Below are 18,194 nucleotides of genomic sequence, written 5' to 3'. Positions count from 1 at the left end.
CAATCCTTTCGCAAGCGGGCAGCCCGGCGGCGCTGGGGTCCAGCCTTGCAGAAATGCCGGGCTCGCCGCCGGCGATCACAGGTCGATCAGCTCGCCGGCGAAGGCCGCCCGTTCCTGGATGAAGATGAAGCGGGCCTCGGGCTTGTTGCCCATCAGCCGCTCGACCGTATCGGAGGTCTCTTCCCTCGCCTCATGGTCCACCATGACCTTGAGCAGCAAGCGCTTGGCCGGGTCCATGGTGGTTTCCTTGAGCTGCTGCGGCATCATTTCGCCCAGGCCCTTGAAGCGCGAGATCTCCGGCTTCTTGCCCTTGAAGACGGTCTCGATCAGCTCGTCCTTGTGGGCGTCGTTCCGGGCATAGACGCTTTTGCCGCCGTGCTGGAGCCGGTAGAGCGGCGGCACGGCAAGGTAGAGATGGCCCTTCTCGATCAGCTTCGGCGTCTGGCGCCAGAAGAAGGTGACGAGCAGGGAGGCGATATGGGCGCCGTCGACATCGGCGTCCGTCATCACGATGACCTTCTCGTAGCGCAGGTCGTCCTCGCGGAACTGCGTGCCGATGCCGCAGCCAAGCGCCAGGATCAGGTCGGCGAGCTGCTGGTTCTGGTTGAGCTTCTCTCGCGTGGCATTGGCGACGTTCAGGATTTTGCCGCGCAAGGGCAGGATCGCCTGGTTGGCGCGGTTGCGCGCCTGCTTGGCAGAGCCGCCGGCCGAGTCACCCTCGACGATGAAAAGCTCGGAGCCGGCCGCGCCGGCATTGGAGCAATCGGCGAGCTTGCCGGGCAGGCGGAGCTTCCGCGTCGCGGTCTTGCGCGAGACTTCCTTCTCGAGGCGGCGACGCAGCCGCTCCTCGGCGCGATCCACCGACCAGTCGAGCAGGCGCAGCGCCTGCTGAGGTGCGGCGGCAAGCCAGTGGTCGAAGGCGTCGCGCACGGCGTTCTCGACGATGCGGGAGGCTTCCAGCGTCGCGAGCTTGTCCTTGGTCTGGCCCTGGAATTCCGGCTCGCGGATGAAGACCGAGAGCATGGCGGCGCAGGTCGCCATCACGTCGTCGGAGGTGACCTGCGCCATGCGCTTCGACTGGCCGATGCGCTCGGCATGGTCGCGCAGGCCCCGCAGCAGGGCGATGCGCAGGCCCTGCTCATGGGTACCGCCTTCGGGGGTCGGGATCGTATTGCAATAGGAGGAGGAGAAGCCGTCCTCGCCGGTGGCGAGCCAGGCGATGGCCCATTCGAGCGAGCCGTGGCCGCCATCCTTCGTGATCTTGCCGGAGAAGATCGGCTCGGCGACGAGGTCCTTGCCCTCGATCTCGCGACCGAGATAGTCGCGCAAGCCGCCGGGGAAGCGGAACACGGCCTCTGCCGCGACATCGCCCTCCGGCTTCAGCAGCGCCGGCGCGCAGGTCCAGCGGATCTCGACGCCGCCGAAGAGATAGGCCTTGGAGCGCGCCATGCGGAACAGGCGTGCCGGGGAGAAATGCGCGCCTTCGCCGAAGATCTGCGCATCCGGGTGAAAGCGGACCCTGGTGCCGCGCCGGTTGGCGACGGCACCGACCGTCTCCAATGGTCCCTGGGGCAGGCCGCGCGAGAAGATCTGGCGATAGAGCGTCTTGCCACGCGCGACCTCGACTTCGAGCCGATCTGAGAGCGCGTTGACGACGGAAACGCCGACGCCGTGCAGGCCGCCCGAGGTCTCATAGGCCTTGGAGTCGAATTTGCCGCCGGCATGCAGCGTCGTCATGATGACTTCGAGCGCCGACTTGCCGGGGAATTTCGGATGCGGGTCGACCGGGATACCGCGGCCATTGTCCGTCACCGCGATCGAGCCGTCCTCGAACAGTTCGACGTCGATGAAGGTGGCGTGGCCGGCCACGGCCTCGTCCATGGCGTTGTCGATCACCTCGGCGAAGAGGTGGTGCAGCGCGCGCTCGTCGGTGCCGCCGATATACATGCCTGGCCGACGGCGGACGGGCTCGAGCCCCTCCAGTACCTCGATGGCGGAGGCGTCATAGCCGGTCTCGGACAGGGTTCCGTTGCGCGCAGCTCCTGCGCCGCCGCGCGGCGCTTTCGGAGCCTCGGCGGGTGCGCGCAGTTCCGGCTTCGGGCCAGCCTCAGCCGGCCGCTCCGCGTCCGAGCCGAAAAGATCGCCATTCTCCGCCATCGCGCCAAATGCTTCCTGATTCGCAACGCTAAACTCTAGCGCATTCCGACCCGTCCTGCGCTTCGCGGCCGCTTATAGACCGTGCCGGCCGCTATAAAAACCTCGCCTTCCACATCTGTCAGGAGCCATGCGCCGCCCGTCGTCATCGACAGGTCATGGATCGCCGTGAACCTCTACGTGGAACCCGGTCCATTCAGGCTGCGTTAAGCGGCAAGGATCAGGATGGTGAGCGTGATCGGGCCTATGCGGCGATTCGCAATGCGCTAAGATCAGCCTAGGGGGAGGTCGCCGTGGTGTCGCGTCAGTCGTTTCCTGTGACGAGAATGGCCGGGCTTCAGCGCGCTGCGCGTCTGGCCGGCGAGTCCTTCGGCTATGAGGATGCCCGCGTCGTGGCGGAAGCGCCACGCCTGGACTGGACGTCCTCGCGAGGGCTCTGGTGGCTCGCTGCCGTCGCGGCAGGCGCCGGATTCGCCGTCTTGCATTTCTCCTGATCCCTGACGGCCGGGGCGCGGCGCCCCTTCCGGATCGTGCCGGCGCCCCCGTCCGGGCGCTGGCATCCGGTTCGTGGTTCGGTCCGGTGCTCCCCGACGCGAAATATCAACCTTTCGGCCCTACGCCTGACGGTGGAGGGTTTCGCGCGTGAACGGTGCCATCATTGCCAGTGCCGGTCTGACAGGCCGCGTCGCCGCCACTGTCGCAGGCTGAGGCCGCGATGGCGAAGATCGCTGCGCTCGGAGCCTATATCTACCAGGCCGTTCTGGCGCTGGGGCTGTTGCTCGTTGTCGCGCACCGGCTGCCGGCGGCGGAGTTCACGGCCTATTCGCTGTTCATCTCAGTCGTGCAGTTCGGGGCGATCGCTTGCTTCGAGTGGATTCGCTTCGCCTGCAGCCGCTTCTATCCCGGCCCCGACGCGCAGAGCGAGGCGACCGGGCGCGGAACCATCACCTCGGAATTCCTGGCCTGTTGCGGCCTTTGCGTCGTCGGTGCGTTGATCGCGTGGTTCTGCGGCGTGCCGGCACCGGCCGCGGGGCTCGGCGCGGTCGCGGCGATCGTGCAGGGCGGCAGCGAGATCCATCTCACCATGCTGCGCTTCCGGCACGCCTTCCGGCTGTTCTCCTGGATGCAGGCCCTGCGCGCCTCGCTGATGGCCATCGGCACGCTGGCCGGCGCCTGGGCCGGGGCGGATTTCGCCCATGTCCTCGGCGGCGTCATGGCGGGCTATCTCGCCTATCTCGTCCTGGCGATCCTGGTCTCGCGGGGCGGTTTCGGCGAACCGGGGCGCTGGAGCCTCGAGGCGACGCGCCGGCATCTCGCCTATGGTGGGATCTCCGCGGGAGCCTCGGTCGCCGCGATGCTGGCACCGCTCGGGCTGAAGGCGATCTTCACCGCCACGTTGGGAGGGCAGGCGGCTGCCGCGCCGCTGCTGGCGCTCGATCTGTTGCAGCGCCCCTTCGTCCTGATCGTCTCGGCGATCTACGCCATCCGTTATCCTTCGCTCGTACAGCTCTTCGACCGCGATGGCGGCAGCGGCGAATTCCGCCGCGAGCTCGGGCGTTACTATGCCTTGCTCGCCGGCTTCTCGGCGATGGGCGCCGCGGCCGTGCTCAGCCTGCTGGCCGTCGCCACGACGCTGCTGATCGCGCCCGAGCTGCGCGAATCCTTCCTGCGTGTCGCGCCCCTCATCACGTTCACGGCGCTGATCCGGGCCATCGTGCAGACCCTGTTGCCGACGGCGGCCCATCTCCAGCGTCGGTTGGCGGCGATCGCCGGGCTCGCCGTATTCGATTCTGCGCTGATGTGCGCCGGCGCTCTGGCCGCCACGGCGTGGTTCGGCGGAACGGATTTCACGATCTCGGCCGGTGCGGCCGTCGGAGCGCTTGTCGCGCTCGCCGGCGGCCTGCTGCTGCTGCGCCTGCTGCCGTTCGAGATGCCGCGGCTGCCGCTCGCCTCCGCCCTGCTGGCCATCGTCGCGGCCTGGGCGATATCGACCTGGCTTGGCGGGAACGTGGTGTTGGCCGCCGCGGCCGGGCTCGGCGTGACGATGCTCGCGAGCCTGCCCGTCTTGCCCCGCATGCTGCGATGGCTGGCACATTGAGGGACGGATGCATGATCGGAACGCTCCAGCCATGAAGATCGTCGTCGGGATCGCGACCGCCGGGCGCCGGGAGGTGCTTTGCGACACGCTCGCCGAGCTTGCGCGGCAGGAGCGGCTGCCGGCGGAGATCCTGATCTGCCCGGCGCAGGAGGAGGATGTCGACTGGTCCTTCGCCGCGACGCTCGCCGTGCCGGTCAGGCGGGTCGCGCCGCGACAGGGGCTGTGCGTGCAACGCAACGCCATTCTCGACGCGATCGGCGATGCCGAGCTGCTGCTGTTCTTCGACGATGATTTCCTGCCGGCCCCGTCCTTCGTCACCGAGGCGGAGGCGTTGCTCGGCCGCGAAGGCGACATCGTCGTCGCGACCGGACAGGTGCTTGCCGACGGCATCCACGGGCCGGGCCTCGCTGCCGCGGAAGCCCGGGCGATCCTGGCACGGGACATCGCGCCGGCGGAGGCGCGGTTGACGCCGGTCGAGAATGCCTATGGCTGCAACATGGTATTCCGGGTCGCGGCGATCCGGGCGGCCGGGGCGCGTTTCGACGAGAACCTGCCGCTCTATGGCTGGCAGGAGGACACCGATTTCTGCCAGCAGCTCGCCGGGCAGGGGCGGATCGTACATTCGACCGCGCTGCGCGGTGTGCATCGCGGCAGCAAGCGCGGACGGACCTCCGGTCTGCGCTTCGGCTATTCGCAGATCGCCAACCCGGTCTATCTGGTGCGCAAGGGCACGCTCAGGCCGCGCCGCGCTCTGCGGCTTGCCGCTGGCAATGTCGCGGCGAATATCGGCGGCAGCCTCAAGCCGAACAACCCCGTCGACCGGATCGGCCGGCTGAAGGGCAATTGCCTCGCTTTCTGGGACCTGCTGCGCGGGCGGCTCGCGCCGCAGCGGATCCTGTCGTTCAAGTAGGGGCCGTCAATCTTTGACGGCCAGAATCCCGCCTGGAGACTTTCGTGCGCGCGGTGATTATCAGCGATTTCGGTTCGGTCAACGGTGGTGCCGCCAAGGTCGCCATCGAGAGCGCGCGTGGGCTGGCTGAGGCGGGGGTCGAGATTGTCTTCGCTTGTGCCATCGGCCCCATCTCCGAACGGCTCGACCATCCGCGGATCAGCGTGGAACACTTCGCCGGCAAGGAAATCTGGCAGGTCGGGAGCAAGCTCGCAGCCGCCAGGCAGGGCATCTGGAATGCCCGGGCCTACCGCTTTCTGAGCGATCTTCTCGCCCGCCAGCCGCGCGACGAGACGCTGGTGCACCTCCATCAATGGACCAAGGCCTTCAGCCCGGCTGCCATCGCCGCCGCCGGAGAAAGCGGGCTGCCTGTCGCCCTCACCGTTCACGACTATTTCTCGTTCTGTCCGGTCGGCGGCTATTTCGACTTCAAGGCGAACGCGCTCTGTCAGCGCAGGCCGATGTCGATCGGCTGCGTGGCCTGCAATTGCGACCGCGCCTCCTATCCGCACAAGCTGATCCGCGTCGCCCGGCAGTTCGGCTCCGACAAGGCGATGCGCAAGCTCGACGCGCCGCTCTTTATCCATGTCAGCGATTTCGCGCGCCGTTTCGCGGAACCTTTCCTGCCGCGGCAGGCCCGGCATGTCGTGGTCGAGAACATGGTGGAGGCGGAAAGGCGCACGCCGGTCAACGCCACCCGCAACCGGCACGCGCTGTTCCTTGGCCGCTTTACCCAGGAGAAGGCGGCGGATGTCCTGGCGAAGGCTGCGCGCGACGCCGATATGCCCGTACGTTTCGTTGGCGAAGGGCCGCTTGCCGGCGAGATTGCGCGGCTCAACCCGCAAGCCGAGATTCGTGGCTGGGTGCCGGCCGAGCGTGTCTTCGACGAGATCGCGCAGGCACGTTGCCTGGTGCAGCCATCGCTTTGGTATGAGCCTGGACCGCTGGTGATCGCCGAAGCACGCTCGCTCGGCGTGCCGGTGATCCTGGCGCGGACGACCGGTTCGGCGAGCTGGGTCGCCGACGGAGAGGATGGCATCCTCGTCGATCGCGGGGATGCCGCCGGCCTTTCGGCCGCGCTGACGCGCCTGAAGGACGATGCCTGCGCAAGCGCGATGGGCATAGCTGCCTATCGCGGCTATTGGGCCGACCCGCTGACGACGGAGCGGCATGTCGGGCGCACGATCGAGAGCTATCGGCTGCTCCTCAGCGCGAAGCCCTGAGACACGCGCCCGACGCCGAGCGCGCTGTCGTCGTTTCTGTGCAAACTCCGGCCTCAGGAGCCGACAGCTCCGTTTCGGCGTTGTGCCGAGGCACGCTCGCCGATCGCGTTCGCATCTCGCATCGCAGTCGAATCGATTGACAGGATTAATTTCCTCGTATAGGAATGTTCTTGTTTTGTTTCTATAGGAGAGAGCGCATGCCTTCTTTCGCGTTGTTCGATGACGCCGTGGTTGCACGCACGGCGGCGGCAACATCGGGCTGGGCCAATTTCACAGGCCTGCAAACCGTCTTTGACTATGCTCGCAGCCAGGACAGGCCGCTTTTCTTTCAGGCTGGCGTGTATGATTCAGGCACGGTCACGGTTCTTCCCAGCAATGGTGGCGGCAAGCCGCTGCTGGCGCGCGCCATTCCGGGCTCGGTGGTGCTTCGCTTCAGCGGTGTGAATAATTTCCTTGTTGTCGATGGGCAGAGCCAGGTGCGTTTTGAGGGCCTCTCGTTCGACGGGCAGAACCGTGCGCTGTCCGATTACGTTGCCGGCAGGCCGGCCTTCATCGCGGTTGCGAACGGCGCCAAGGATGTCGTGTTCGAGGATTGCCGCATCCTCTATTCGCCCGGGATCGGCGTCTATGTAAGGGGGGCGGAAGCCACCTTCCGCGACACTTATCTCCAGAGCCATTCCGTCGGCATCTGGAGCGAGAACGGCCGCATCAACGTGCTGTCCTGCTCGCTGGCGCTGATGAGCAACAACGGCATCGCGGTCTGGCGTGACACCATCACCGGCGACAGCTCCACAATCTCCGGCAATCTCATCAACGGCATCGACACGGTGGCCGGCGGCACGGGGCAGAATGGCAACGGCATCAGTGTCTTCCGGGCGGTCGGCGTCACAATTACCAACAACCAGATCTTCAATACGCAGTACTCGGCCATCCGCTGCAATGGCGGCGGGCTGCACAATGTCAGCAACAACAACATCTTCGGCGCGCGGGAAATCGCGATCTTCATCGAGGCGCCGGGGGCCGGAATCGATCTCACCGGCTGCATCGTGTCCAACAACAGCATCGATACCGCCGGCGGCGGGATTAATGTCGCCAATTCCGGCCTGTACAATGACGGCATCTCGCGCAGCGTCGTCGTGGAGGGCAACCGGATTTCGAGCATGGCCGACAATGCCGTGACCGGCGGAACCGCTGGCGGCAACGGCATCGTCGTCGAGCAGGATTGTGTGGTTTCGGGCAACCTGATCGAGAATGTCGCCGGCATCGGCGTTCAGGCCGGCATCAATGACGGCGCGCGCGATCTCGTCGTCACGGGGAATCTGGTTCGTGGTGCGAAGATGGGGATCGGTGTCTCGAACCACGCAGTGTCGTCAAGCGGACGTTCGGTGGTGATCTCCGGAAACATCGTGCGGAGCGCGAGCGTGGGCGGTGTCGTGCCGACGGTCTTCACCGGGGCTGGCCTGGACCGTGTGGGCACGGTTGAATACGGCAATGACCTCGCGACCGCCGCAGGGAGCGTGACGTTCGGCCATAATCGCTATCTCTGAGGGTTCGCGCCTGAAGCCAACAAAAAACCGGGGCGTCGCCGCCCCGGTGAAAGGTAGCCGCGGGATACGCGGCCGGGAGGAAGCCGTGGGCCGGCTCGAAAGAGCCGGCCCGAGCTCTCAGTAGGAGTAGTACATCGCGAACTCGACCGGGTGCGGCGTCATCTCGAAGCGCGCCACATCCTGCATCTTGAGCTCGATATAGCTCTCGATGAAGTCGTCGTTGAAGACGCCGCCAGCCTTGAGATAGGCGTTGTCCTTCTTGAGGCTTTCCAGGGCCTCGCGCAGCGAACCGCACACCGTCGGGATCTTCTTCAGTTCGCGCGGCGGCAGGTCGTAGAGGTCCTTGTCCATGGCCGGACCCGGATCGATCTTGTTGATGATGCCGTCGAGGCCGGCCATCAGCATGGCGGCGAAGGCGAGATAGGGGTTCGCCATCGGATCGGGGAAGCGGACCTCGACGCGCTTGGCCTTTGGCGAGGTCGTCCACGGAATACGGCAGGACGCCGAGCGGTTGCGCGCCGAATAGGCGAGCAGCACCGGAGCTTCATAGCCCGGGACGAGGCGCTTGTAGGAGTTCGTCGACGGGTTGGTGAAGGCGTTCAGGGACTTGGCGTGCTTGATGATGCCGCCGATGTACCACAGGCACTCCTGCGACAGGTCGGCATATTTGTTGCCGGCCATCGTCGGCTTGCCGTTCTTCCAGATCGACTGGTGGACGTGCATGCCCGAGCCGTTGTCGCCATAGATCGGCTTCGGCATGAAGGTCGCGGTCTTGCCGTAGCTCTGGGCGACGTTGTGGATTGCGTACTTGTAGACCTGCATGGTGTCGGCCATGTGGGTCAGGGTGTCGAACTTCAGGCCGAGCTCGTGCTGGGCGGAAGCGACCTCGTGGTGGTGCTTCTCGACCTTGGCGCCCATGGCCGCCATGGCCGCCAGCATCTCGCCGCGCATGTCCTGCGCCGAATCCTGCGGCGGAACCGGGAAGTAGCCGCCCTTGGTGGCGATGCGGTGGCCAAGATTGCCGCCCTCGTACTCGGTCATGCCGTTGATCGGCAGCTCGACGTTGTCGAGCTTGAAGCCCGTGTTGTACGGATCCGCCGCGATCTTGACGTCGTCGAAGACGAAGAACTCGGCCTCGGGGCCGACATAGATGGTGTCACCGATGCCGGTCGACTTGAGATAGGCCTCCGCCTTCTTGGCGATGCCGCGCGGGTCACGGCCATAGGGCTCGCCGGTGGCGGGCTCGAGCACGTCGCAGGTGATGACCATGGTGGCGGCCGAGAAGAACGGGTCCATCACGGCGGTGGTCGGATCCGGCATCAGCAGCATGTCGGACTCGTTGATGGCCTTCCAGCCAGCGATCGAGGAACCGTCAAACATCGTGCCTTCGGCGAAGATGTCCTCGTCGATCATCGTGACGTCGAAGGTCACATGCTGCCACTTGCCGCGCGGGTCGGTGAAGCGGAAATCGACATATTTGACGTCGTTGTCCTTGATCGCCTTGAGGACATCCTTGGCGCTTTTCATTTCAGCATTCCTCTTGCCAGCTATTTCTCAAACTCGCGCGCTGCGGATGGATCCAAATCACCCGGCAGCTCTCGACCCATGTGATGCGGGAAATCGTCAGATCGCGTCCGCGCCTGTCTCGCCCGTGCGGATGCGGATGGCACCCTCCACGCTCGATACAAAAATCTTGCCATCGCCGATGCGGCCGGTCTGGGCGGCCTTCATGATCGCCTCGATCGCACGCTCGACCATATCGTCGGCCAGAACGATCTCGATCTTCACCTTCGGCAGGAAGTCGACGACGTATTCGGCGCCGCGATAGAGCTCGGTATGGCCCTTCTGGCGGCCGAAGCCCTTCGCCTCGAGAACGGTGATGCCCTGAAGCCCGACTTCCTGAAGCGCTTCCTTCACCTCGTCCAGCTTGAAGGGCTTGATGATCGCTTCGATCTTCTTCATGCGCCGACCGGCCTCCTTTGCGCCCCAGACCCCGGCCGGAGCCGGGCGGCACCCGCCGCGATCCGGGGAGTTTGAACGATCCCCGGCCGCATGCGAAGCACCTTGTCTTGCTCATAGCATCGGCGCCCGCGCACCGCCACGTGGCAGCCCGGCTTCTTGCGCCTGATCGAGAGGCAAAAAACAGCATAAAAAAAAGTCAAACGCCTAATTGTAGTGCAAATCCTGCCTTTGCGCCTTGTTGTCGCGCCGTGCGACCTGCTCTCATGATGGGCCATGCCCGGCACAACGATCCCAGCCATGCGACCGACCGACCTCGCCTTGCTCACAGTGGCGCAGATGGGGGAGGCGGATCGCATCACGATCGCGGGTGGGACGCCGGGCATCATGCTGATGGAGCGGGCCGGGGCGGCGGTGGCCGATGCGGTCTCCCGCCATGCGGCTTCCGGCGCAAGCGTGAGCATATTCTGTGGCCCCGGCAACAATGGTGGCGACGGCTTCGTTGCCGCGAGGCTCCTGCGTGAACGAGGGTTTCAGGTGGCGGTTGCTCTGCTGGGCGACGTGCATGCGCTGCGGGGCGATGCCGCCATCGCCGCGGAATGCTGGGGCGGCCCGATCCTGCCGCCGGACGTGGTTGTGCCGAACGATGCGGACATCCTCGTCGATGCGCTGTTCGGAGCGGGTTTGAGCCGGCCGCTTGCCGGCGAGGCCGCGCAGCTGGTCGCGGCGATGAACGCCTCTGGCCGGCCGCTGGTCGCGGTCGATGTTCCCAGCGGGCTTTCGGGCGATACCGGGCAGGCCGAGGGGCCGGTCGTTCGTGCCGCGGAAACGGTGACCTTCTTCCGGCTCAAGCCCGGTCACCTCCTCCAGCCCGGCCGCGATCTCTGCGGACAGGTGACGCTGGCGGATATCGGCATTCCGGCCGAAGCGGCCCTCGAGGCGATCGCTCCTACGGCCTTCGCCAACGGTCCCGCTCTCTGGAGCTGCCATCTGCCGCGCCATGGCAGCTTCACGCATAAATTCGAGCGCGGCGCCGTTGCCGTACTCGCGGGAGGGATCGCCGGCGTCGGGGCGCCGCGGCTCGGCGCGCGGGCGGCCCTACGGATCGGCGCCGGGCTCGCGACCATCCTCTGCGCTCCTGCGGCCCTGGCTGCACATGCGATGCGTGGGCCGGACGCGCTGATGCAGCGCTCCCTCGCGGACGAAACGGGCCTTGCGCCTCTCCTGGAGGATCGGCGCTTGTCCGCCGTTCTGGCAGGGCCGGCGCTCGGGCTCGATGCGCGAGCTCGCCAGCTGGTTGCGGCGCTTGTCCATAGCAGCAAGCCGCTGGTGCTCGACGCCGATGCGCTGACGATTCTGGCGGAGAGTGCGGAAGCCCTGTCGAGGCTGGGACAGCGGAACGCGGCTTGCGTGATGACGCCGCATGAGGGCGAGTTCCGGCGGCTTTTCGGCCGGGAGCCGGCGATCGACCGGGACTCTTCCAAGCTGGAGCGCGCCCGCAAGGCCGCTGCCTTCAGTGGGGCGATCGTCGTCTACAAGGGAGCCGACACGGTGATCGCATGCCCGGACGGGCGTGCGGCGATCAATGCGACCGGCTCGCCGGCGCTGGCGACCGCCGGTTCCGGCGACGTCCTGGCCGGGATGGTCACGGGGCTGGTCGCGCAGGGCGTGCCGGCCTTTGAGGCGGCCTGCATGGCGGTCTGGCTGCACGGGAAGGCCGGCGAAGCGCTGGGCTTCGGGCTGATCGCGGACGAGCTGCCCGAAGCCGTTCCGCCCTTGCTCCGCACGCTCGCCGCAGGAGCGGGTCCGGATCCATGACGCTGGCACAAACGAAACCGCCCCGTTGCCGGGGCGGTTCGGATCGAACGTGTCAGCTGCCGGAATAGGTCACGGCCGGGGCTGCATTGAGCTGGTCCTTGGTCATGGTGATCTTGCCATGATCCGGATACATGGCTGGCGCCTTCGGAGCCGAGGCTGCCGGCGGAGCCGCGCTCATGCCGCCGCCCGTGCTACCGGCAGCACCGCCCGCCGGGGCAGGGGCCGGAGCGGGTGGGGCGATCGGCTGATCGCTCCAGGTCACCTGCTCGAAGGGAATGGCGACGTCCTTCGCGCCGATGCCGAGGAAGCCGCCGACGCCGACCGTGACCATCTCGATCTTGCCGGTCTTGTCGACGATCACTTCGGTTACGTCACCGACCTTCTTGTCGTCGGGGCCGTAGATATCGACGCCGATCAGCTTGCTGGTACGCCATTTGCCCTGGCCGGCGAGATTGTTTGCCGGAGGCTTGGCAGGCTGAGCCGCGGGAGCCGGGCTCGTCGAGGACGAGGGCGGCGTCGGAGCGCTCGTCTGCGCGAGCGCCGTCGCGGTCAGCATGGCGAATCCGATAGAGGTCATGACGAGTTTATGCGTGAGCATTTTTTCCTCCTTTATCAGCCCAAGTCGCAGGCCGTTCATGCAACCAACAGATGAAACAAGTTTTTGTTCGTCTTCTGTCGAGACAAACCATGGCAGAGGCGCGCAAATAATCGCGTCACCGAAAGCAGCTTGAAATTCCCTGCTCGTTCGGTTTGCCGACTTGCTTGCATCGCGATGTCGTGATCGGATGCTGCGCTTGCTACAACGTCTGGAAGCCGGTGCTGTTCCCGGAGACGTGGAGACAAATCATGCCGATTGCGTTGACTGTCCTGCTGGCCGAGGCCGAAACCGCAGCGCTCGACCGCCACATCGCGGCGCATCGGCCTGGGCATACGCGTGAAGAGATGGTGGCGGAGATCGTGGCGCGGTGGCTGGAGGTGCAGCAGCCCGCCACCAGAACTCATCCGGATGAAGGACTTCGCCCGGAGGAGCTCAACGCCAGCAACGATTCCTGAACGTTGCTGGGCTCGATGCCGCGGGGATCAGTCGTCGGCGTCGTCGCGACGGAGCTCGAAGGCGAGCATCGCTTCGGCGATCGCTTGCAGTTCCTTGTCCTTTTCGGGGCCGTCGGGCAGGGCGTTCAGTTCCTCGACGCGCTGCTGCGCCCGGTCATAGTCTTCCTCGGTATGGACCATGATCGGCGTTTTCACGGTATCTACCTCCTGTGTCGGCCCGGCTGGGCGGCATGGTCGGCATCCCAGCGTTCGACGGCATCGATGAGAGCCTGCAATTCTTGCTCCTCATCGTCGCCGCGTGTCGAGTCCTTGAGGCTTTCGATGCGATGCTTGGCCAGTCCGTAGTCCTCGACGGTCTCGATCCTGAAGACCGGACGGGTTGCCTCGCCAGTGCTGTCGCCGCGCCGAACCTTGGCTCGCATCGGAACCTCCTGCCTTGAGCCCTGCATAGGAGATACCCGCGACGGCGCGCCCTGTTCCCGCCCGGTTAAGCTTTCCGCAAGAGCCCCGCGGGCATTGATGGTCGATTGGTCGCAGTCACAGGGGCAGGGGAGCGCCGCGATGAACAGGCTTCTGGCCACGGTTCTGCTGGTCGGCCTCGCGCAGGCGCCGCAGCCAGCGACCGCCTTCTGGCAGCGCTCGCAATTCACGCGCTGCTCCGATGCAACCACGGAAGACGAGCGTCTGCGGCTGCGCTGCTGGGAACTCGACGCCTATGTCGATCCCGGCTGGCCGGCTCTCGGAGTGGGCGGAGGCGCCTATCTCCTGCCGGAGGCGCCGCCACCGCCTCACAGTCGGAGGCCGATAAAGGGCGGCGTGACGCGCCGGCTCGGCTGAGCGGCTGTTCGCGTGTGACGCAGGGGCTCGCATCGGTCGTAGCGCTGTGAGAGCATGGCCGGGCCCGATCGGCCTTCTCGCGGCGACGCCATGGAAATCCTCTCAGGCTTCGGTTTTCTGACCTTGTTCGGCCTGAGCGCTCTGGCCGGCATCGCCCTGCGCATGTGGCTGCCGGAGGAGCATCTGTCGAAGGAGAACATGGAAGCGGTCCGGCTGGTGACCGGCCTGCTCGTGACCTTCGCCGCGCTGGTGCTGAGCCTGCAGCTCTCGACCGCGCGCTCCGCCTTCGATTCCGCCAACAGGAACCGCTCGCTCTACGCGGCCGAGCTGGCGCGGCTCGACCAATGCCTGCGCAATCTGGGGCCGAGCCTCGCTCCGACCCGGCAGATCCTGAGCCGCTACGTCGCCGCCGTGATCGCCAGTACCTGGCCTGCGGAGCCCGCTCCTTCGGTTGCCGGCATGCCGGATACCCGCCGCATGTCGGTTCGCGGCGAAGATGCGGTTCTGGCCGGCATGCTCAACGAGGTCGGACTGGCCATCGACACAACCGCTCCGGCGCCTGATCTATCCCCGGTTTTGCAACGCTGCCGGGCCGACTACGCCAGAGTTCAGGAAAGCCGCTGGGCCGTGATCGAGGATACGAACGGCCCGCAAAGCGGGCTGTTCCTCGGTATCATCAGCTTCTGGCTTGCGTTGGTGTTCCTGAGCTTCGGGCTGCAGGTGCCGCGCCGTCGAGTCAGCGGCATCGTCCTCGCGATCGGGGTGGTCTCCGTCGCGAGCGTGATGTTCGTCATCGTCGATCTGGCCTTGCCTTACCAAGGCCTGTTCGGGATTCGCAGCCTCGCCATGCGAGAAGCGCTGGCGGATATGAGCCGCTAGATCGCCGAGCGTCCTGTCGGGCGCGATCATGGCGATCTATCTACCTGATCGTATCGAATCGGGCTTTCCGAAAGCCGCGTCCCGGCTTCGGGCCGCCGCGTTCAGTTTTGGCTTTTGGAAGCCGTCGCCTGTTCGAGAATGCGGACGGTTTCCTCGAGGCTCTCCCGCACGCCGAGCATGAAATCCTTGCCGAACCCGATGATGGTGTCCGCCGGCTCGCCCTTGTGGGTGTAGACCACGACGACCTGCTCGGGATTGACATAGACGGGCTTGCCGTCGCGCGGCGAGGTGAATTTGCACAGCTTGGGCACGGCATTCCTCCGGGGCGGGGCTTGGGTGCGCGCAGGCGCCGATGGGGGCGGAAGCGTCCGGCGACGGGGCCGGCTCAGGCCGTGGCCCGATTCCGGGTGGTGGTGAGCGGGGTGGGGATCGAACCCACGACCACATGATTAAAAGTCACGTGCTCTACCACTGAGCTACCCGCCCTCACAGGCCCGCTGACATACGGAGGTGAAGGGCGCGGGTCAACATGTCCAATGCACATCCATGCCGCCTGTCCCCTTCCTGGCGTAACCCTCCGGCCCCGTGCGTTAACCGCCCGGAAACCACGCCATCCTAGCCTCATCAGCCATGGTCATTCGTCGCGGTCTCAGATCTGTCTTCGTGACGCTCGCGCTCTATGCGGTGTCGGCGCTGACGGTCAGCTATTTCTTGTTCCACGCCCAGCACGGCGCGCGCGGCCTCGAGGCGCGCGGCGCCGTTCGGGAATCGCTGCGCGAACTGGAAGCGGAGTTGGCGACGCTCACCCTGGAGCGCAAATCCTGGGAACAGCGCCTCGCCCTCGTGCGCGACGACAATGTCGATCGCGATCTGCTCGACGAGTCGGCGCGTGCCATGCTTGCCCGGACCCACAAGAACGACGTCGTGATCATGGGGCGTTAGCGAGCCGGCTGTTAGTCTCAGACGTATCAATTAACTTGAATCCAGTTACGCCTGCAGTATCATTATATTTCAACGACTTAGATGATGGTGCAGTGCGAGATAGCGTCCTCGCCAAGGTTTTTTCGATCCTCTACAACAAAGGTCGAAGGCCCTTGGAGGATCGTCTATGGCTGTTGCTGCGCGTAAACCGAAAGCTCCCGCCCCATCGAAAGCCGCCGCCAAGCCGGCAAAGGCACGTTCGGCCAAGGAGGGAGCGGGGCAGTCCGCCCCGGCTGCCAGCAACGTCACTCCCTTCACCAAGGACGAAGACCTCCACGCCTATCGCGAGATGCTGCTGATCCGGCGCTTCGAGGAGAAGGCCGGCCAGATGTACGGCATGGGCCTGATCGGCGGCTTCTGCCACCTCTATATCGGCCAGGAAGCCGTCGTCATCGGCATGCAGATGGCCTCCAAGGATGGTGACCAGGTCATCACCGGCTATCGCGACCACGGCCACATGCTGGCCTGCGGCATGGAATCGCGCGGCGTGATGGCTGAGCTCACCGGTCGGCGCGGCGGCTATTCGCGCGGCAAGGGCGGCTCCATGCACATGTTCAGCCGCGAGAAGAACTTCTATGGCGGCCACGGCATCGTCGGCGCGCAGGTATCGCTCGGAACGGGCCTCGCCTTCGCCGACTGGTATCGCGGCGACAACACCGTCTCCATGACCTATTTCGGCGACGGCGCCGCCAATCAGGGCCAGGTCTACGAGAGCTTCAACATGGCCGAGCTCTGGAAGCTGCCGGTCGTGTTCATCATCGAGAACAACCGCTACGCCATGGGCACCGCAGTGAGCCGCGCTTCGGCCCAGACCGATTTCTCGCGCCGCGGCGTCTCCTTCAACATTCCGGGCGAGCAGGTCGACGGCATGGATGTCCGGGCCGTTCGCGAGGCCGGCCAGCGCGCGATCGACCATGCGCGCTCCGGCAAGGGCCCCTACATCCTGGAGATGCAGACCTACCGCTATCGCGGCCACTCGATGTCGGACCCGGCGAAGTACCGCTCCAAGGACGAGGTCCAGCGGATGCGCGAGGAGCATGATCCGATCGAGCAGGTCCGGGCCCGGCTGGTCCGCGAGTTCAAGGTCGGCGAGGACGAGCTGAAGGCGATCGACGCCAAGGTGCGCGAGATCGTCAACGACGCCGCCGAATTCGCGACGCATGACCCCGAGCCCGACGTCTCGGAACTTTACACCGACATCCTGCTGGAGCCGGCGCAGGGCTGACGCCCGCGCCGCTGCCGCCTCTCGCCTTTCCCCGCGTCTAGAATCCGGGTGCGTTCATGCCGATCGACATTCTCATGCCTGCCCTTTCTCCCACCATGGAGGAAGGAAAACTGGCCAAGTGGCTGAAAAAAGAGGGCGATCAGGTCAAGTCCGGCGACATCATCGCCGAGATCGAGACCGACAAGGCGACCATGGAGGTCGAGGCGGTCGATGAGGGCATCCTCGCCAAGATCCTGGTGCCGGACGGCAGCGAGAATGTCGCGGTCAACACGCGGATCGGCGTGATCGCCGCCGATGGCGAGGATGTCAGCGCCGCGGCGAGCGGAGCCGGCAAGGCGGCGGCCGAGAAGCCGGCCGAGGCCAAGGAAGAGCCGAAGCCCGAGGCCAAGGCGGAAGACGCTCCCGCTGCCAGCAAGCCCGAGAGCGTGCCGGCCCAGGCGAAGGCCTATGACGCTTCGTCCGAATTCCCGGCCGGCGCCGAGATCGTCAGCCAGACGGTCCGCGAGGCGCTGCGTGACGCGATGGCCGAGGAGATGCGCCGCGATGGTGACGTCTTCGTCATGGGCGAGGAGGTCGCGGAGTATCAGGGCGCCTACAAGGTCACTCAAGGATTGCTGCAGGAATTCGGCGCCAAGCGCGTCATCGACACCCCGATCACCGAGCATGGCTTCGCCGGCATCGGCGTCGGCGCGGCGCTTTCGGGCCTCAGGCCGATCGTCGAGTTCATGACCTTCAACTTCGCCATGCAGGCGATCGACCAGATCATCAACTCCGCCGCCAAGACGCTCTACATGTCCGGCGGACAGATGGGCTGTCCGATCGTGTTCCGCGGCCCCAACGGCGCGGCCGCCCGCGTCGGTGCCCAACACAGCCACGACTATGCGGCGTGGTACTCCAACGTGCCGGGCCTCAAGGTGGTGATGCCCTACAGCGCCTCCGACGCGAAGGGGCTGCTCAAGAGCGCGATCCGCGACCCGAACCCGGTGATCTTCCTCGAAAACGAGATCATGTATGGCAAGTCCTTCGACGTGCCGAAGGGCGATGATTTCCTGATCCCGATCGGCAAGGCCAAGGTGGTGCGGCCGGGCACCGACGTGACCATCGTCTCCTTCGGCATCGGCATGACCTATGCGCTCGGCGCCGCCGAGGCGCTGGCCAAGGACGGCATCGAGGCCGAGGTCATCGACCTCCGCACGATCCGCCCGATGGATATCGAGACGGTCGTTGCCTCCGTGCAGAAGACCAATCGCTGCGTCGCGGTGGAGGAGGGCTTCCCGCAGTCCGGCGTCACCGCCGAGATCGGCATGAAGATCATGGAGGCGGCGTTCGACTATCTCGACGCCCCCGTCGCCCGCGTCACCGGCAAGGACGTGCCGATGCCTTATGCGGCGAACCTCGAGAAGCTCGCTTTGCCGAATATCGGCGAGGTCGTCGCGGCGGCCAAGGCCGTCTGCTATCGCTGAGAGGGGCT

Annotated in this window: 19 protein-coding genes and 1 tRNA gene; 12 read left to right on the top strand and 8 right to left on the bottom strand. The window is 65.9% G+C overall.

Annotated features, from left to right (window positions below; all coding sequences use genetic code 11):
- Window positions 1-75: 75 nt before the first annotated feature.
- The gene (gene parE, locus AB6806_RS23655; protein ID WP_370955660.1) at window positions 76-2,157 is read right to left on the bottom strand and encodes a DNA topoisomerase IV subunit B; all 2,082 of its coding nucleotides are present in this window, start codon (window positions 2,155-2,157) and stop codon (window positions 76-78) included.
- 323 nt (window positions 2,158-2,480) lie between these two features.
- Here parE and AB6806_RS23650 point away from each other — a divergent pair, with 323 nt between their 5' ends.
- From AB6806_RS23650 to AB6806_RS23630, 5 genes are all read left to right on the top strand, one after another.
- A complete protein-coding gene (locus AB6806_RS23650) occupies window positions 2,481-2,648 on the top strand; it encodes a hypothetical protein (RefSeq protein WP_156116009.1) in 168 nt (55 codons plus the stop codon).
- Window positions 2,649-2,869: 221 nt separating this feature from the next.
- Window positions 2,870-4,252 carry a hypothetical protein gene (locus AB6806_RS23645; protein ID WP_142020989.1) on the top strand — a complete coding sequence of 461 codons (1,383 nt, stop codon included), beginning with the start codon at window positions 2,870-2,872 and terminating at the stop codon, window positions 4,250-4,252.
- A gap of 31 nt (window positions 4,253-4,283) precedes the next feature.
- Window positions 4,284-5,162 carry a glycosyltransferase family 2 protein gene (locus tag AB6806_RS23640; protein ID WP_112762263.1) on the top strand — a complete coding sequence of 293 codons (879 nt, stop codon included), beginning with the start codon at window positions 4,284-4,286 and terminating at the stop codon, window positions 5,160-5,162.
- Window positions 5,163-5,206: 44 nt separating this feature from the next.
- The gene (locus tag AB6806_RS23635) at window positions 5,207-6,424 is read left to right on the top strand and encodes a glycosyltransferase (RefSeq protein ID WP_370955659.1); all 1,218 of its coding nucleotides are present in this window, start codon (window positions 5,207-5,209) and stop codon (window positions 6,422-6,424) included.
- A 197-nt stretch (window positions 6,425-6,621) separates the two neighbouring features.
- Window positions 6,622-7,971 (top strand): TIGR03808 family TAT-translocated repetitive protein, encoded by a 1,350-nt coding sequence (locus tag AB6806_RS23630; protein ID WP_370955658.1) that lies wholly within the window; start codon window positions 6,622-6,624, stop codon window positions 7,969-7,971.
- Between the two features lie 117 nt (window positions 7,972-8,088).
- Here AB6806_RS23630 and glnA read toward each other — a convergent pair whose 3' ends face one another.
- Window positions 8,089-9,498 (bottom strand): type I glutamate--ammonia ligase, encoded by a 1,410-nt coding sequence (gene glnA / locus AB6806_RS23625; RefSeq protein WP_038365793.1) that lies wholly within the window; start codon window positions 9,496-9,498, stop codon window positions 8,089-8,091.
- A 96-nt stretch (window positions 9,499-9,594) separates the two neighbouring features.
- The gene (locus tag AB6806_RS23620) at window positions 9,595-9,933 is read right to left on the bottom strand and encodes a P-II family nitrogen regulator (protein WP_038365795.1); all 339 of its coding nucleotides are present in this window, start codon (window positions 9,931-9,933) and stop codon (window positions 9,595-9,597) included.
- A gap of 297 nt (window positions 9,934-10,230) precedes the next feature.
- Here AB6806_RS23620 and AB6806_RS23615 point away from each other — a divergent pair, with 297 nt between their 5' ends.
- On the top strand, window positions 10,231-11,748 hold the full coding sequence (locus tag AB6806_RS23615; RefSeq protein WP_370955657.1) for an NAD(P)H-hydrate dehydratase: 1,518 nt from the start codon (window positions 10,231-10,233) through the stop codon (window positions 11,746-11,748).
- A gap of 52 nt (window positions 11,749-11,800) precedes the next feature.
- Here AB6806_RS23615 and AB6806_RS23610 read toward each other — a convergent pair whose 3' ends face one another.
- Entirely contained in the window at window positions 11,801-12,346 is a 546-nt protein-coding gene (locus tag AB6806_RS23610; RefSeq protein WP_370955656.1) for a PRC-barrel domain-containing protein, read from the bottom strand.
- Between the two features lie 248 nt (window positions 12,347-12,594).
- On the opposite strand from AB6806_RS23610, the gene AB6806_RS23605 reads away from it, so the two are divergent.
- Complete coding sequence (locus tag AB6806_RS23605) at window positions 12,595-12,801, top strand: hypothetical protein (RefSeq protein WP_038365804.1); 207 nt, start codon at window positions 12,595-12,597, stop codon at window positions 12,799-12,801.
- A 27-nt stretch (window positions 12,802-12,828) separates the two neighbouring features.
- Here AB6806_RS23605 and AB6806_RS23600 read toward each other — a convergent pair whose 3' ends face one another.
- Both AB6806_RS23600 and AB6806_RS23595 read right to left on the bottom strand, forming a co-directional pair.
- The gene (locus AB6806_RS23600) at window positions 12,829-12,996 is read right to left on the bottom strand and encodes a hypothetical protein (protein ID WP_156116011.1); all 168 of its coding nucleotides are present in this window, start codon (window positions 12,994-12,996) and stop codon (window positions 12,829-12,831) included.
- A gap of 5 nt (window positions 12,997-13,001) precedes the next feature.
- Complete coding sequence (locus AB6806_RS23595) at window positions 13,002-13,223, bottom strand: hypothetical protein (RefSeq protein WP_038365807.1); 222 nt, start codon at window positions 13,221-13,223, stop codon at window positions 13,002-13,004.
- A gap of 139 nt (window positions 13,224-13,362) precedes the next feature.
- On the opposite strand from AB6806_RS23595, the gene AB6806_RS23590 reads away from it, so the two are divergent.
- The gene (locus AB6806_RS23590; RefSeq protein ID WP_113252295.1) at window positions 13,363-13,638 is read left to right on the top strand and encodes a hypothetical protein; all 276 of its coding nucleotides are present in this window, start codon (window positions 13,363-13,365) and stop codon (window positions 13,636-13,638) included.
- Window positions 13,639-13,728: 90 nt separating this feature from the next.
- Window positions 13,729-14,517: a bestrophin-like domain gene (locus AB6806_RS23585; protein WP_370955655.1), complete on the top strand. Its 789-nt coding sequence runs from the start codon at window positions 13,729-13,731 to the stop codon at window positions 14,515-14,517.
- Window positions 14,518-14,618: 101 nt separating this feature from the next.
- Here AB6806_RS23585 and AB6806_RS23580 read toward each other — a convergent pair whose 3' ends face one another.
- Window positions 14,619-14,828 (bottom strand): hypothetical protein, encoded by a 210-nt coding sequence (locus AB6806_RS23580; protein WP_038365813.1) that lies wholly within the window; start codon window positions 14,826-14,828, stop codon window positions 14,619-14,621.
- Between the two features lie 100 nt (window positions 14,829-14,928).
- Window positions 14,929-15,003 (bottom strand) — tRNA-Lys (locus AB6806_RS23575).
- A gap of 177 nt (window positions 15,004-15,180) precedes the next feature.
- Here AB6806_RS23575 and AB6806_RS23570 point away from each other — a divergent pair.
- The 3 genes from AB6806_RS23570 to AB6806_RS23560 all read left to right on the top strand — a co-directional run bounded on the left by AB6806_RS23570 (window position 15,181) and on the right by AB6806_RS23560 (window position 18,186).
- Entirely contained in the window at window positions 15,181-15,459 is a 279-nt protein-coding gene (locus AB6806_RS23570) for an FtsB family cell division protein (protein WP_248311225.1), read from the top strand.
- 166 nt (window positions 15,460-15,625) lie between these two features.
- The gene (gene pdhA, locus AB6806_RS23565; RefSeq protein WP_038365819.1) at window positions 15,626-16,723 is read left to right on the top strand and encodes a pyruvate dehydrogenase (acetyl-transferring) E1 component subunit alpha; all 1,098 of its coding nucleotides are present in this window, start codon (window positions 15,626-15,628) and stop codon (window positions 16,721-16,723) included.
- Between the two features lie 56 nt (window positions 16,724-16,779).
- Window positions 16,780-18,186, top strand: a complete 1,407-nt coding sequence (locus AB6806_RS23560) for a pyruvate dehydrogenase complex E1 component subunit beta (RefSeq protein WP_038365823.1) — start codon at window positions 16,780-16,782, stop codon at window positions 18,184-18,186.
- The last annotated feature ends 8 nt before the right edge of the window (window positions 18,187-18,194 follow it).

This window comes from Allobosea sp. RCC_152_1 (genome assembly GCF_041360765.1).
Lineage (GTDB): Bacteria > Pseudomonadota > Alphaproteobacteria > Rhizobiales > Beijerinckiaceae > Allobosea > Allobosea spartocytisi.
This window is presented reverse-complemented; position numbering and strand designations above follow the sequence as displayed.

What these genes read in the sequence shown, in the direction of transcription:
- AB6806_RS23645 (WP_142020989.1), top strand. Translation starts at nt 2,870, where the DNA reads ATGGCGAAGATCGCTGCGCTCGGAGCCTATATCTACCAGGCCGTTCTG.
- AB6806_RS23585 (WP_370955655.1), top strand. Translation starts at nt 13,729, where the DNA reads ATGGAAATCCTCTCAGGCTTCGGTTTTCTGACCTTGTTCGGCCTGAGC.
- pdhA (WP_038365819.1), top strand. Translation starts at nt 15,626, where the DNA reads ATGGCTGTTGCTGCGCGTAAACCGAAAGCTCCCGCCCCATCGAAAGCC.
- AB6806_RS23605 (WP_038365804.1), top strand. Translation starts at nt 12,595, where the DNA reads ATGCCGATTGCGTTGACTGTCCTGCTGGCCGAGGCCGAAACCGCAGCG.
- AB6806_RS23620 (WP_038365795.1), bottom strand. Translation starts at nt 9,933, where the DNA reads ATGAAGAAGATCGAAGCGATCATCAAGCCCTTCAAGCTGGACGAGGTG.
- AB6806_RS23650 (WP_156116009.1), top strand. Translation starts at nt 2,481, where the DNA reads ATGGCCGGGCTTCAGCGCGCTGCGCGTCTGGCCGGCGAGTCCTTCGGC.
- AB6806_RS23615 (WP_370955657.1), top strand. Translation starts at nt 10,231, where the DNA reads ATGCGACCGACCGACCTCGCCTTGCTCACAGTGGCGCAGATGGGGGAG.
- AB6806_RS23630 (WP_370955658.1), top strand. Translation starts at nt 6,622, where the DNA reads ATGCCTTCTTTCGCGTTGTTCGATGACGCCGTGGTTGCACGCACGGCG.
- glnA (WP_038365793.1), bottom strand. Translation starts at nt 9,498, where the DNA reads ATGAAAAGCGCCAAGGATGTCCTCAAGGCGATCAAGGACAACGACGTC.
- AB6806_RS23590 (WP_113252295.1), top strand. Translation starts at nt 13,363, where the DNA reads ATGAACAGGCTTCTGGCCACGGTTCTGCTGGTCGGCCTCGCGCAGGCG.
- AB6806_RS23640 (WP_112762263.1), top strand. Translation starts at nt 4,284, where the DNA reads ATGAAGATCGTCGTCGGGATCGCGACCGCCGGGCGCCGGGAGGTGCTT.
- AB6806_RS23610 (WP_370955656.1), bottom strand. Translation starts at nt 12,346, where the DNA reads ATGCTCACGCATAAACTCGTCATGACCTCTATCGGATTCGCCATGCTG.
- parE (WP_370955660.1), bottom strand. Translation starts at nt 2,157, where the DNA reads ATGGCGGAGAATGGCGATCTTTTCGGCTCGGACGCGGAGCGGCCGGCT.
- AB6806_RS23595 (WP_038365807.1), bottom strand. Translation starts at nt 13,223, where the DNA reads ATGCGAGCCAAGGTTCGGCGCGGCGACAGCACTGGCGAGGCAACCCGT.
- AB6806_RS23560 (WP_038365823.1), top strand. Translation starts at nt 16,780, where the DNA reads ATGCCGATCGACATTCTCATGCCTGCCCTTTCTCCCACCATGGAGGAA.